Raw genomic sequence first — 13,002 nt, 5'->3', positions numbered from 1 at the left:
TGCTGCGATGCCTCCTAGATGGTGGTGTCTGCCAGGTGTCCGGGCCGTCGGCCCGGTGGTTCAGGCGGTCTCGCGGACGGCGCGGGCGAGCGTGGTCAGTCCCTCGTCCAGCTCGTCCGGGGTGACGGTCAGGGCCGGGAGCAGCTTGACGACCTCGCCCTCCGGGCCGGACGTCTCGATCAGCAGGCCGAGCTCGAAGGCGCGCCGGGCGATCCGTCCCGCGCGCTCCTTGTCGTGGAACTCCACGCCCCACACCAGTCCGCGGCCGCGGTACTCCTTCACGGCGGCGGGGTGCTCCTCGGCGACGGCGGCCAGCGCCCGCTCGACCTGCTCGCCGCGCGCACGGGTCTGCTTCTCCATCGCGGAGCCGTCGGCCCAGTAGGCCTCCAGCGCCGCGGTGGCGGTGACGAAGGCGGGGTTGTTGCCGCGGAAGGTGCCGTTGTGCTCGCCCGGCTCCCAGACGTCCAGCTCGGGCTTGAACAGGGTCAGCGCCATCGGCAGCCCGTAGCCGCTGATCGACTTGGACACGGTGACGATGTCGGGCGTGATGCCGGCCTCCTCGAAGGAGAAGAAGGCGCCGGTGCGGCCGCAGCCCATCTGGATGTCGTCGACGATCAGCAGCATGTCCTGGCGCTCGCACAGCTCGGCCAGGGCCCGCAGCCACTCGGGCCGGGCGACGTTGATGCCGCCCTCGCCCTGCACCGTCTCGACGATCACGGCGGCGGGCTTGTTGAGGCCGGAGCCCTGGTCCTCCAGGAGCCGCTCGAACCACAGGAAGTCCGGGACGGTGCCGTCGAAGTAGTTGTCGAACGGCATCGGCGTGCCGTGCACCAGCGGGACGCCCGCCCCGGCCCGCTTGAAGGCGTTGCCGGTGACGGCGAGGGAACCCAGCGACATGCCGTGGAAGGCGTTGGTGAACGACACGATCGCCTCGCGTCCCTTCACCTTCCGCGCCAGCTTCAGCGCGGACTCCACGGCGTTGGTGCCCGTCGGCCCCGGGAACATGACCTTGTACGGCAGGTCGCGCGGGCGCAGGATCCAGTTCTGGAAGGACTCCAGGAACGCGCGCTTGGCCGTCGTCGACATGTCGAGCCCGTGCGTGACGCCGTCCCGCTCCAGGTAGTCGATCAACGCCCGTTTCAGGACGGGGTTGTTGTGTCCGTAGTTGAGTGAGCCGGCTCCGGCGAAGAAGTCGAGGTACTCGTGGCCGTCCTCGTCGTACATGCGGCTGCCGTGCGCACGGTCGAAGACGGTGGGCCAGCCGCGGCAGTAACTGCGCACCTCGGACTCGAGGGTCTCGAAGACGCTCAGGTCGGGCTGGGTGATGGTCACGACGAATCGCTCCTCGGTGGCGTGGGAGGTCAGAGGGAGTCGGAAGATCGGGACGGAGGCCGTACGCGCGGTCAGAGCGCGAGGGGACCGATGCGGTACAGGACCTCGGGGTCGTGCGGCCCGTCGGGGAAGTGGCCGGCCTCGAACAGCACCTCGCGCTCCAGCAGGGCGCCGTGGCGCTCGGCGAACGCGGTGAACAGCCGCTCGGACGCGGTGTTGCCCGGGGTGATGGTGGTCTCCACGGTGTCCACGGCGTGCTCCTCGGCGGTCCGGGCGGCCAGCCCGTCGAGCAGGGCGGCGGCGAGGCCGCGCCCGCGGTGCGCCTCGTCCACCGCCACCTGCCAGACGAGCAGGGTGCGCGGGCTGTCCGGCCGCAGGAATCCGGTGACGAAGCCGATCGGCTCCCCGTGCTCGTCGCGGGCGACGGCGGAGGTGGCGGCGAAGTCCCGGCACCACAGCAGATAGCTGTACGACGAGTTCAGGTCGAGGACCTTCGAGTCCCTGGCTATCCGCCACAGCACGGCTCCGTCCGCCACGGTGGGGCGGTCGATTTGCAGGTCTGCTTGTGCGGCAGTCATGCAAATTGAACTTACCCAGGTAAATTCAAAATTGCATCGCCTGCCGGGGTTACGTGTGAGCCTGATCTGTGTTATCGCGCGAGCGTGTGTGTCTGCGCGAGGGATCGGCGAAATGCCCTCTTTTCCCGGGGGCATACGGCGCAGAACGGGCGCGATGTGGAACCGGTCACAACTGTGTAACTCCCTCGGCCGGTGGCTGCGGCCCGCCGGTTCCGGCTCCCGGAATCGCTGCGTTTAGGACCGGGAAGAGCGGGCAGGAGAGGAGGGGAAACTGCTCTGGAATGTATTCGCTGAATAAGTGGAAGAAAGTCGCGGAAAGGTGTGCGCGAGGGATTTCTGGAACGGTGTGGAATTCATGTCCCGGTCACCCCGTCGATCCGTTCGCGCAGCAGATCGGCGTGGCCGTTGTGCCGCGCGTACTCCTCGATCAGGTGGATGAGCACCCAGCGCAGACTGACCTCCGCCCCGGCGATCGGCCCGTCGGTGATCCGCCCGGTGTCGTCCAGCTCCCGCTCCGCGCACAGCTCCCGCCCGCGCGCGACCTCCCGGCGCCAGATCCCGAGCGCCTCGTCGAGCCCCCGGGCCGGGTCGAGGGCGTACCCGGTCGGGTCCTCGAACACCGGCGGCACGTCGAGGCCGGCGACGACCCGCTGGAACCAGTTCCGCTCGACCTCGGCGAGATGCTGCACCAGCCCCAGCAGGGTCAGCGCCGACGGCGCGGCCGAGGCCAGCCGCGCCTGCCCGTCGTCCAGCCCCGCGCACTTCAGCGCCAGCGTCCCGCGGTGGTACTCCAGCCACTCCTCCAGCATGGACCGCTCGTCACCGGTCAGCCGGGGGACCGGACGGCCGTCGGGGAGGGCGAGGGGCGGCCGGGGCGGGTTCGTCGAGGGCATGGGGGGAGCATGGCACGGGAACCCGCGGGCCGGCCCGGGAAAGCCGCACGACGGCCGGTTCGGGCCGGTGGCGCCGTGCCCCGGCCCGCCCCGCTACCGCCAGGCCTCCCCGGCCGCGCGCAGGGCCGCCGCCAGGTCCACCGCCAGGCCCTCCTCCGCCAGGACGGTGCCCAGGGCCGTGAGCGCCGCCCGCACCGCGCCCGGTGTCGCGTCGGGGCCGTAGTGGTTGACGCGGATCATCTCCCCGGCGAGGGCGCCGCCGCCCGCGGCCAGGGGAAGCGCCGGGTCGGCGGCCAGGGCGCGGGCCACCAGGTCGGCGGCCACCGTGCCCGCCGGAGCCCGCAGGGTCGTGGCCACCGGGGCGGCGTCCGCCGCCTCGCGCACGTACGGCTCCAGGCCGCCGCCCAGCGCGAGCGCACCCGCCCGGGTGGCCGCCGCGGCCGACGCGTGCCGGGCCGTGACCGCCTCCAGGCCCACCGCCTCGATGCGCTCCAGGCACGCCTCGAGCGCCAGCATCTCCAGCTGCGCCGGCGCGTGCGGCAGCGCCGTGCGGCCGCCGTCGATCCAGCGCTCCTTCCAGTCCAGCAGGGACAGGTAGGAGCGGCGCGGCGCCCGCGGGTTCGCGGCCATCCGCGCCCAGGCCCGCTCGCTCACCGACACCGCCGACACCCCGGCCGGGCCGCCCATCGCCTTCTGCGCGCCGATCACGCACAGGTCCACGCCCCACGCGTCCGGAAGCACCGGCTCGGCGCCCACCGACGCCACCGCGTCCAGGTAGAACAGCGCCCCGTGCGCCCGCACCACCTCGCCGATCTCCGCGACCGGGTTGGTGTTCCCGGTGGCCGCCTCCGCGTGCACCAGGGACACGAAGTCGATCTCCGGGTGCCCGGCGAGGGCGTCGCGGATCCGCCCGGCCGTCACCGCCGTGTGGAAGGGCACCGTCAGGTCGATCACCGTGGCACCGCAGTCCCGCAGCCAGTCGCCGAAGGTCTGCCCGTAGGGGCCGGTGACGACGTTCAGGGCGGTCGTGCCGGGGCCGGCGGTCGCGCGGATCGCGCCCTCCAGCGGCAGCAGCGCCTCGCCCTGCATGACGACGACGTCCTGCCCGGTGCGGAGCAGGCGCGCCACGCGGTCCTCGATCGAGGCGAAGCGGGCGGCGCTCAGCGGGGCCAGGTCGAGGAGGGGATGGGTCACGGCGGTGCTCTCTTCACTTCACGGCTTCGCGGGTCGACGCGGTCGAGCGTAACCGGCCCCGGGGCCCCCGCCCGACCCCGGGGCCCCCGCCCGACCGCGGGGCTCCCGGCCCCGGTGGACGGGGGCTGGACAGGGACGGGCGGCGCCTCACTAGGGTGCCGGGTATGAGCGAACGCGCGGTGCTGCACGTGAGGGGACGGGTGCTCGTCGGGCCGGAGGAGGTCCGCGACGAGCTGTGGGTGGTCGGCGGCCGGATCTCCTACGACCGCCCCGTCGGGGCCCGCGACGTCCGGACCGTCGAGGGCTGGGTGCTGCCCGGCCTGGTCGACGCCCACTGCCACGTGGGCCTCGACCGGCACGGCGCGGTTCCCGAGGAGGTCGCCGAGAAGCAGGCGCTCACCGACCGCGACGCCGGCGCCCTGCTGCTGCGGGACGCGGGTTCGCCCTCCGACACCCGCTGGACCGACGACCGCGACGACCTCCCGAAGATCGTCCGGGCCGGCCGGCACATCGCCCGCACCCGCCGCTACATCCGGGGCTACGCCTGGGAGGTCGAGCCGGACGACCTCGTCGCCCACGTGGCCCGGGAGGCCCGGCGCGGCGACGGCTGGGTGAAGCTGGTGGGCGACTGGATCGACCGCGACCTGGGCGACCTGTCGGCCTGCTGGCCGCGCGGCGCCGTCGAGGCGGCGATCGCCGAGGCGCACCGGCTGGGCGCCCGCGTCACCGCGCACTGCTTCGCCGAGGACTCGCTGCGGGACCTGGTCGAGGCCGGCATCGACTGCGTCGAGCACGCGACGGGCCTGACCGACGAGACCATCCCGCTGTTCGCCGAGCGGGGCGTGGCGATCGTCCCCACGCTCGTCAACATCGCCACCTTCCCGGAACTCGCCGACGGCGGCGAGGCCAAGTTCCCGCGCTGGTCGGCCCACATGCGCCGGCTCCACGCGCGCCGCTACGACACCGTGCGCTCCGCCCACGACGCCGGCGTCCCCGTCTTCGTCGGCACGGACGCCGGCGGCAGCCTCCCGCACGGCCTGGTGGCGGACGAGGTCGCCGAACTGGTCCGGGCCGGCCTCCCGCCCGTCGAGGCCCTCGCGGCCGGCACCTGGGCGGCCCGCAGGTGGCTGGGCCGGCCGGGCCTGGAGGAGGGCGCCCCGGCGGACCTGGTGGTCTACGCGTCCGACCCGCGCGCGGACGTACGGGTGCTGACGGATCCGCGCCGGGTGGTACTGAACGGGCGCGTGGTCGGGTAGGGCGCCCCTCGGTGGGGCACCAGGGGGTGACGCCGGGGAACAGCCGTGCCCCGGGATTCGAAAGCGTGCGTCAACTCGCCACGATGGGGTGAAGGGTCGCCGGATCGCTGACGGCCCGCTTCCCGCACGGACATCCTTTCCGGGTCCCACACCTGTCTCCCGGGGGTCCCACCACCTTGAACAGCGCCGGTTTCCGCACGCCCGCACGCCGTCTGGCCACCGTCGCCGCGGCCACCGCCCTCGCCGCCGGCCCCGCCGCGCCGGTCGGCGCGGGCCCCGCGCACGCCACCGGGGAGCACGGCGGCACCGCCGGCGCCGCCGTGCTGCGCACCGCACTGGAGGTGTCCCTGCTCGACGAGAGCGCGGACGTGCCGCTCGACGTCTCCCTCGACGAGGTCCGGGCGCCGCGGAGCGCGCGGAGGACCACGCTGACCGCGCGGGTGGACGGCGTGGACGGCGGCCGGCCGTTCACCGTGCTGCGCGCCGGGGCCGCCGACGCCGGGGCGACGGTGGAGGGGAACCGGGCCGAGGCCTTCGCCACCCTCGCCGAGGCCCGGGTCCACGTGCCCGGACTGCCGCTGCTGGGGCTGATCGAGCTCGAGAAGGTCGCGTCGAAGGCGGTCTGCGAGGCCGGGGGGACTCCCTTCGCCTCGGCGACCCTGCCCGGCTCCGTGACGGTGCTCGGCAGACGCGTCGCGCTGACCTCCGCAGGACCGGCCGAGGTGAAGGTGCCGGGCGTCGGCGAGGTGCGCCTCGACCTGTCGCGGACGCGGACCACGTCCCGTACGGCCGCCGCCACCGCGCTGCGGCTGGAGGTCGCGGTCGACCCGCTGAAGCTGAACGTCGCCGCGGTCGGGGGCACCCTCACCCTGGCGGAGGCCACGTGCGAGGCGCCCGCCCCCTCCGGCGAGCGGCCGGGGGCCGCGGGCGCGCCCGGGACCCCCGGCGTCCGGCCCCAGGGGGCACGGGCGGAGCGGGCCGCGCCCGCCGGGGAGGACCTCGCCGAGACCGGCGGCGACCCGGTGACCCCGTACGTCGCGGGCGGCGCGGTCGTCCTCCTCGCGGCGGGCGGGGGAGCGGTGGCGCTGGCCCGCCGGGGCCGGCGGGGCTGACGCCGGGGCGCGGCCCGCGCACCCGGGTCCCCGCCGCCCTGACCCGGCGGGGATCCGGACCGGGGGGGGGGGGGCGGTGTCTCCCGCCCCGCCGGGGCCCGCCCCGCACGGCCCGGCCCACCGCGCGGGAGGACCGGCGCCGGGGCGGGGCGGGCGCGGCACACGGCTCAGCCGCCCGCCAGCACCCGCCCCAGGGCCGCGAGGAACCCGTCCGCCGTCTCCCGGTCCCGTACCGCCAGCCGCAGCCACCGCTCGTCCAGTCCCGGGAACGTGTCCCCGCGGCGCACCGCGTAGCCGAGGCCGCGCAGCCGGCTGCGCACGGTCGCCGCGTGCTCCAGCCGGACCAGGACGAAGGGGCCCTCGGCGGGCTCCGCGACCCGCAGGCCGTGCCCGGCGAGGTTCCGCAGCCCCGCGATCAGGTGCGCCCGGTCCGCCGCGACGCGCTCGGCCGCCCGCGCCGCCTCCGCGAGCGCCGCGGGTCCCACGCACGCCTCGGCCGCCGCCAGCGCGGGCGTGGACACCGGCCACAGCGGCTGGGCGCGCTCCAGCTCCGCGACGGTCTCCGGCGCCGCCAGCACGTAACCGATCCGCAGCCCGGCCAGCCCCCACGTCTTGGTGAGGCTGCGCAGCACCACCAGGCCCGGCACGTCCGTCCGCCCGGCCAGCGCCTCCCGCTCGCCCGGCACCGCGTCCATGAACGCCTCGTCCACCACCAGGGTCCGCCCGGGACGGGCGAGCCGGACGACGTCCGCGGCCGGATGCAGCACCGACGTCGGGTTCGTCGGGTTGCCGACCACCACCAGGTCCGCGTCCTCGGGCACCGCCGCCGGGTCCAGCCGGAACCCGTCCGCCTCCCGCAGCAGCACCCGGCCGACCGTGTGCCCCGCGTCCCGCAGCGCCGCCTCCGGCTCCGTGAACTGCGGGTGCACCACCACCGGCCGGCGCGCCCCGAGCGCCCGCGCCAGCAGCACGAACGCCTCCGCCGCACCGGACGTCAGCAGCACCCGCTCCACCGGCAGCCCGTGCCGCCCGGCCACCGCCGCCCGCGCGGCCCGGCCGTCGGGATAGGCGGCCAGCGAGGACAGCGACGCGGCGATGTGCTCGCGCAGCCAGTCCGGCGGGGTGTCCGCGCGGACGTTCACGGCGAGGTCGACCAGCGCCGCGCCGTCGTCGCGGACCTCCGCGTCCCCGTGGTGGCGCAGGTCGTGCGCGGGCGCGGCGCCCCGGGGCTCAGTGCGCGTGGGAATGTGCGTGTCCATGCCCGTGATGGTGCCCGTGGTGGTGGGAGCCGTCGTCGTCGGGGTGGAAGTGCGGCTGCTGCGGCTGCCCCACCTTGTCCTCGAAGCCCGGCAGCGCGATCCGGTACACGCAGCTGTCGCAGTTCATCCTGAGGTCGCCCTTCAGGGCCTCCTCGTACCGTTCCATGACCAGGTCCAGCAGCTCCGGCTCCGGACCGATGACGTCCGCCGAGCGCACCTGCGTCCCCGGGTGCGCCGCCGCCCACTCCTCGGTCTGGCGCCGCACCCGGTCCGGCAGGATCCCGGTGAACAGGAAGTACGGCAGGACGACGATCCGCCGCGCCCCCAGCCGCGCGCAGCGGTCCAGCCCGCCCGGCACGTCCGGCGCCGCCAGCGACACGAACGCCGTCTCCACGCCCGCGTACCCGCGCCCCTCCCACAGCAGCCGCGCCGCCTTGAACACCTCCGCGTTGGCGTCCGGGTCCGTCGACCCGCGGCCCACCAGCAGCACGGTCACCTCCGAGCGGTCCCAGGAGGGGTCCACCGCCTCGTCCAGCCGCCGCTGGAGCACCTCCAGCAGGGAGGGGTGCGGGCCCAGCGGGCGGCCGTAGGTGTACGAGACCCCCGGGTGGCGCTCCTTCTCGCGGGCCAGCGCCGCCGGGATGTCGCCCTTGGCGTGCCCGGCGGACACCAGCATCAGCGGCACGGCCGCGAACCGGCGCACGCCGCGCTTCACCAGTTCGGCGACGGCCTCGCCCAGCGGCGGCGGGGACAGTTCGATGAAACCGCCGGCGACGGGCAGTCCGGGGTGGCGGAGTCCCAGCTCCCGCACGAAGGCGCGGAACGCCTCCGCGCCGGCGTCGTCCCGGGTGCCGTGGCCGGCGATGAGCAGGGCGGGCGGGGTGGTCACAGGTTCTCCTCGGACGTCTCGGGTGAAGCGGGGTGGTACAGCAGGGCGTTGAGCGCGGCGGCGGCGACCGCCGAGCCGCCCTTCTCGGACACGTTGCTCACGGCGGGCAGTCCGCTCTCGCGCAACGCGGCCTTGGACTCGGCCGCCCCGACGAACCCGACGGGCAGGCCGACGACGAGCGCCGGGGAGACGTCCAGGGCCAGCAGTTCCTCCAGGGCGGTCGGCGCGCAGCCGATCACCCACAGGGCGCCGGGCCCGACCTCCTCGTACGCCAGCCGCACCGCGTGCGCCGAACGCGTCAGGCCCGGCCCGGCCTGCGCGTCCTTCAGCCGGCACACGGTCGCCCGGCGCGTGATCCCGGCCGCGACCATCTCCACGTCCGCCACGACCGGCGCCCCGGCGTGCAGCGCGGCATGGGCCCTCACCAGCTCCGCCTCGTCCATGACGAGTTCGTCGGCGTAGCCGAGGTCGGCGGAGGAGTGGACGACCCGTTCGACGACCGCCCGGGTCAGCGGCGGGAAGTGCGAGGTGTCCAGCCGGGCGCGCAGCCGGCGGAAGGACTCCTGCTCGATGGGGTGGACCACGCGGTTCACCGGGCCTCCTCCTGGGCCTGCCGGGCTCCGGGGGTCTCCCGGGCCTCCTGCGCCTTCGGGGCGTCCCGGTCCTCCGGGGCCTCCTGCCAGCGGTAGCCGCGCGGGGTGACCATGCGCCCCGCGACCTCACGGGTCGCCGTGTTGCCCACGGTCACGACCGTCATCATGTCGACCGTCGCCGGGTCCAGCGCCGCCAGCGTCGTCAGCCGGCTCGACTCGTCCGGCCGGGACGCGTTGCGCACGACGCCGACCGGCGTGGTCGGCTCCCGGTGCCCGGCGAGGATCGCCAGCGCCTTCGGCAGCTGCCAGTGACGGCCCCGGCTGCGCGGGTTGTAGAACGTCACGACGAGGTCCGCCTCGGCCGCCGCCCGCACCCGCCGCTCGATGACCTCCCACGGCGTGTGCAGGTCGGACAGGCTGATCGACACGTGGTCGTGCCCCAGCGGGGCCCCCAGGACCGCCCCGGCCGCCAGCGCCGCCGTCACGCCCGGCACGCCGACCACGTCGATGTCGTCGGACGCCTCGGCGAGCGCCGGGGAGGCCATGGCGTACACGCCCGCGTCCCCGCTGCCGATCAGCGCGACCGCCCGGCCCCGGCGGGCCTCCTCGACGGCCGTGCGCGCCCGCTCCTCCTCCGCCCCGAGCCCCGACTCCAGGACCCGGGTGCCGGGCCGCAGCAGGTCCCGTACCTGGTCGACGTACTGGTCGAGTCCGACCAGTACGGAGGCGCGCCGCAGCTCCGCCCTCGCCCGCGGGGTGAGCAGGTCCCGGGCCCCCGGCCCCAGCCCGACCACCGCGAGCCGCCCGCGCCCCGGCCGCCGCACCACGGCGCAGGTCGCCATCGCGGGCCGTCCGTCGGCGCGCCGCGACTTCCGCTTGGGCACGAGGAGGTCGCCCCCGCGCACCAGCGCGGCGGCCTCCGCGACCGACGGGGTGCCGACGGCGGCCAGCGGCGCGTCGGAGGGGTGGGGCACCTCGACGCGGGCCAGCTCCTCGGCGCCGTACGTCACCAGGGGCACGCCCAGGCGCCGGGCCGCCGCCACGATGCCGGGCTCCCCGGCCTTGGCGTCCACGGTGGCGAGCTCGGCGAGCGACGCGGCCGACAGCCCGGCCTCGCGCAGGGCGTCCTCGACCAGGGCGAGCACCTCCTCGACGGGAGCGCCCCTCGAGGCGCCGACCCCGGCGACGAGGGTCGGCGGCCGCAGGACCGCCTCCCCCTCCCGCGGCTCGACCAGACGGTCCGTGAGGCGGATCGTGTACGCCCCCTCGCCGGACACCGGCAGCGGCGGCAGCGGCCAGGCCACCTCGGCGCGCAGCGCCACCGCCTCGCCGTCCAGCAGGGCCCGCGAGACGGCGGCGACGTCGCCCTCCACGGGAAGTCCCAGGGTGTCCAGGCCGGCCAGGCCCACGGCGTCGGTCGCCGTGGTGACCACGGGCTCGGCGCCCAGCACCTCGGCGACCTCGCGGGCGAGGTCGTTCGCCCCGCCCCCGTGCCCGCCCAGCAGCGACACCGCGAACCGTCCGCCCTCGTCGACGCAGACCACGCCCGGGTCGGCCGTCTTGCCGGCCAGCAGCGGGGCCACCAGCCGCACCACGGCCCCGGTGGCGAGGAAGCACACGAGCTGCTCGCAACTCGCGAACGCGGCCCGCACGGCGTCCGCGACGGGACCCTCGTACACGCGCGTGCGGTCCGGCCAGGCGGCGGCCAGCCGGTCCCGCGCAGCCGCTCCCGCCGCGGTGGCGGAGATGAGGCCGATCACTGGACTACTCCTTCACTGTGCGCCGGGGGCCGGACGCCCCACAGCAGGAAAACGGGATTGGCGGCCGCCAGCCGGGTCACGTCCCCCGGCAGCGGCGCCAGCCGCGACGACTGCAGCAGCACCCCGTCGCAGACGAGGCCGGCCCCGGTCAGCGCCGCGCGCGCGGCCGGCACGCGGTCCAGCGCGGCCAGGGCGACGACGACCGTGCGCCGGGCCCGCCGCGCGCACGCGGCGACGACGGCGGGCAGCTCCCGCCCGCCCCCGCCGACGAACACGGCGTCGGGCTCCGCGGGACCGTCGAGCCCGGACAGCACCTCCGGCGCCGTCCCGTGCACCACCCGCACGTCGACCCCGTGCGCGGCGGCGTTGGCGCGGATCCGCTCCACCCCGTCCGGGGTCTTCTCCACCGCGGTCACGGCGGCCCCCAGCCGCGCGCACTCCACGGCCACGGACCCGGAGCCCGCGCCGACGTCCCACACCAGGTCACCGGGGCGCGGCCCGAGCCGGGCCAGGGCCAGGGCCCGCACCTCGAACTTGGTGATCATGGAGTCGCGGTGGGTGAACGCGGACTCCTCCAGCGCCCAGCCGGCGGGCCGCCCGGCGGCCCCGCCCGCGACGGTCCGCACCGGACCGAGGGCCCGGGAGGCGTCCAGGCACAGCACGACGCTCACCGCCGGCCCCCAGTCCCGCGCCGCGGCCTCGGCGGGCGTGACCCGCTCGACGCGCTCGCGCTCCGGGTCGCCCAGCGCGGAGGCGACGACCAGGAGGCGGCCGGGACGGTGGCGGGCCAGCGCGGCCCCCAGTTCGGCCGGCCCGGCGCCCGGCCCGGTCAGCACGGCGACCTTCGGGTGGGCCCGGCACAGGTTCACGGCCGTCCGCGGATCCCGCCCGTGCGCGCTGACCACCACGGCGTCGTCCCAGGGCAGTCCCACCCGCGCGAAGGCGGCGGCCACCGAGGAGACACCGGGCCGCACGGTCAGCCGCTCGGCCCCGAACCGCTCGGCCAGCGCCCGCACGATCCCGAAGAACCCGGGGTCCCCGGAGGCCAGCACCACGACCGGCCGCTCCGCGGCGACGTACTTCCCCACGGTGTCCAGCGCGGGCGCCAGCGGTCCGAGGACCACCCGCTCGGCCCCCTCCGGCAGCCGCACGGCGTCCAGGTGCCGCCGTCCGCCGACCACCAGCTCCGCCCCGGCCGCCACGTCCTCGCGGACCGGCGCCCCCGTCCCCATCCCGACGACGGTGATCACGTGCGCGCGCCCCGCTCCCGCAGTTCCCTGCGGGCCTGCGGATCGGCCCGGCGGTAGCCGTGGAAGTGCCCGGGGTGGTACAGGTGCGAGCGGGTGCCGTGCGCGTCGAGGGCCGGTCCGACCAGGAACAGGGTGTGCTTCCAGAGCCGGTGCTCCTTGACCGTCTCCTCCAGCGTGCCGACCGTGCACCTCACCACCAGCTCCTCGGGCCAGGTGGCCTGGTACGCGACGACGACCGGCGTGGTCGTCGGGTAGCCGCCCTCCAGCAGCTCCCGCACCAGCTGCCCGCTGCGGGCGGCCGACAGGAAGACCGCCATGGTGGTGCCGTGCCGGGCGAACTCGCGGACCTCCTCCCCGGGCGGCATCGGCGTCTTGCCGCCGCCGAGCCGGGTCAGGACGACGGACTGCGCCACCTCGGGAACGGTCAGCTCCCGCTGGACGAGCGCCGCGACGGCGGAGAACGACGACACGCCGGGCACGACCTCCGTCGCGATGCCGATCCGCGCGCACCGGTCGAGCTGCTCCTGCGTGCCGCCCCACAGCGCCGGGTCGCCGGAGTGGATCCGCGCGACCTTCAGCCCGTGCGCGTGGGCCCGTTCGTAGACGGCCACGACGTCCTCCAGGGACATCACCGCCGAGTCGAGGATCTCCGCGTCCTCGCGCGCGTGCTCGAGGACCTCCGCCTGGACCAGGCTGGCGGCCCAGATCACGACGTCGGCCCCGGCGATGGCGCGCGCGGCGCGGAACGTCAGCAGATCGGCGGCGCCGGGGCCGGCACCGACGAAGGTCACCTTGCCGGCGGGGGCATCGGCCATGGGAATCGGTCCTCTCCTGTGTCAGGGATGTCAGGGGTGTCGGGAGGCGTCGGGGGACGCCGCGGACGCCG

The 13,002-nt window shown here is 76.2% G+C and carries 12 protein-coding genes; 2 read left to right on the top strand and 10 right to left on the bottom strand.

Annotated elements, in window-relative coordinates; translation table 11 throughout:
• Positions 1–60: 60 nt before the first annotated feature.
• The 4 genes from ectB to ACZ56B_RS12935 all read right to left on the bottom strand — a co-directional run bounded on the left by ectB (position 61) and on the right by ACZ56B_RS12935 (position 3,997).
• Positions 61–1,332, bottom strand: a complete 1,272-nt coding sequence (gene ectB / locus ACZ56B_RS12950) for a diaminobutyrate--2-oxoglutarate transaminase (protein WP_468789226.1) — start codon at positions 1,330–1,332, stop codon at positions 61–63.
• 71 nt (positions 1,333–1,403) lie between these two features.
• Positions 1,404–1,910 (bottom strand): diaminobutyrate acetyltransferase, encoded by a 507-nt coding sequence (ectA, locus tag ACZ56B_RS12945; RefSeq protein ID WP_468789224.1) that lies wholly within the window; start codon positions 1,908–1,910, stop codon positions 1,404–1,406.
• 353 nt (positions 1,911–2,263) lie between these two features.
• On the bottom strand, positions 2,264–2,803 hold the full coding sequence (locus ACZ56B_RS12940) for a DinB family protein (RefSeq protein ID WP_468789222.1): 540 nt from the start codon (positions 2,801–2,803) through the stop codon (positions 2,264–2,266).
• A 93-nt stretch (positions 2,804–2,896) separates the two neighbouring features.
• Positions 2,897–3,997, bottom strand: a complete 1,101-nt coding sequence (locus tag ACZ56B_RS12935; RefSeq protein WP_468789220.1) for a pyridoxal-phosphate-dependent aminotransferase family protein — start codon at positions 3,995–3,997, stop codon at positions 2,897–2,899.
• 164 nt (positions 3,998–4,161) lie between these two features.
• On the opposite strand from ACZ56B_RS12935, the gene ACZ56B_RS12930 reads away from it, so the two are divergent.
• Both ACZ56B_RS12930 and ACZ56B_RS12925 read left to right on the top strand, forming a co-directional pair.
• Positions 4,162–5,253 (top strand): amidohydrolase family protein, encoded by a 1,092-nt coding sequence (locus ACZ56B_RS12930; protein ID WP_468789218.1) that lies wholly within the window; start codon positions 4,162–4,164, stop codon positions 5,251–5,253.
• A 176-nt stretch (positions 5,254–5,429) separates the two neighbouring features.
• Positions 5,430–6,365, top strand: a complete 936-nt coding sequence (locus ACZ56B_RS12925; protein ID WP_468789216.1) for an SCO1860 family LAETG-anchored protein — start codon at positions 5,430–5,432, stop codon at positions 6,363–6,365.
• Positions 6,366–6,532: 167 nt separating this feature from the next.
• On the opposite strand, the gene cobC is transcribed toward ACZ56B_RS12925, so the two are convergent.
• From cobC to cobM, 6 genes are read right to left on the bottom strand one after another with little or no spacing between them, the layout of a single operon-like run.
• Entirely contained in the window at positions 6,533–7,624 is a 1,092-nt protein-coding gene (cobC, locus tag ACZ56B_RS12920; protein WP_468789214.1) for an Rv2231c family pyridoxal phosphate-dependent protein CobC, read from the bottom strand.
• Complete coding sequence (locus ACZ56B_RS12915) at positions 7,596–8,513, bottom strand: sirohydrochlorin chelatase (RefSeq protein ID WP_468789212.1); 918 nt, start codon at positions 8,511–8,513, stop codon at positions 7,596–7,598. Before ACZ56B_RS12915 ends, cobC begins: the two co-directional genes overlap by 29 nt.
• Positions 8,510–9,106 (bottom strand): precorrin-8X methylmutase, encoded by a 597-nt coding sequence (locus ACZ56B_RS12910; protein WP_468789210.1) that lies wholly within the window; start codon positions 9,104–9,106, stop codon positions 8,510–8,512. The genes ACZ56B_RS12915 and ACZ56B_RS12910 overlap by 4 nt, the downstream gene beginning before the upstream one ends.
• Positions 9,103–10,866 carry a precorrin-3B C(17)-methyltransferase gene (gene cobJ, locus ACZ56B_RS12905; protein ID WP_468789208.1) on the bottom strand — a complete coding sequence of 588 codons (1,764 nt, stop codon included), beginning with the start codon at positions 10,864–10,866 and terminating at the stop codon, positions 9,103–9,105. Before cobJ ends, ACZ56B_RS12910 begins: the two co-directional genes overlap by 4 nt.
• Positions 10,863–12,116: a precorrin-6y C5,15-methyltransferase (decarboxylating) subunit CbiE gene (gene cbiE / locus ACZ56B_RS12900; RefSeq protein WP_468789206.1), complete on the bottom strand. Its 1,254-nt coding sequence runs from the start codon at positions 12,114–12,116 to the stop codon at positions 10,863–10,865. The genes cobJ and cbiE overlap by 4 nt, the downstream gene beginning before the upstream one ends.
• Positions 12,113–12,931, bottom strand: coding sequence for a precorrin-4 C(11)-methyltransferase (gene cobM / locus ACZ56B_RS12895; protein ID WP_468789204.1), 819 nt, complete (start codon positions 12,929–12,931; stop codon positions 12,113–12,115). Before cobM ends, cbiE begins: the two co-directional genes overlap by 4 nt.
• Positions 12,932–13,002 lie beyond the last annotated feature (71 nt).

This window comes from Streptomyces sp. NPDC034670 (genome assembly GCF_055574875.1).
The sequence above is the reverse complement of the archived record's forward strand: the minus strand, read 5'-3'. Positions and strand labels throughout refer to the sequence as shown.

Coding starts and splice junctions, on each gene's coding strand:
- ACZ56B_RS12930 (WP_468789218.1), top strand. CDS start 4,162: ATGAGCGAACGCGCGGTGCTGCACGTGAGGGGACGGGTGCTCGTCGGG.
- cobC (WP_468789214.1), bottom strand. CDS start 7,624: ATGGACACGCACATTCCCACGCGCACTGAGCCCCGGGGCGCCGCGCCC.
- ectA (WP_468789224.1), bottom strand. CDS start 1,910: ATGACTGCCGCACAAGCAGACCTGCAAATCGACCGCCCCACCGTGGCG.
- cobM (WP_468789204.1), bottom strand. CDS start 12,931: ATGGCCGATGCCCCCGCCGGCAAGGTGACCTTCGTCGGTGCCGGCCCC.
- ACZ56B_RS12940 (WP_468789222.1), bottom strand. CDS start 2,803: ATGCCCTCGACGAACCCGCCCCGGCCGCCCCTCGCCCTCCCCGACGGC.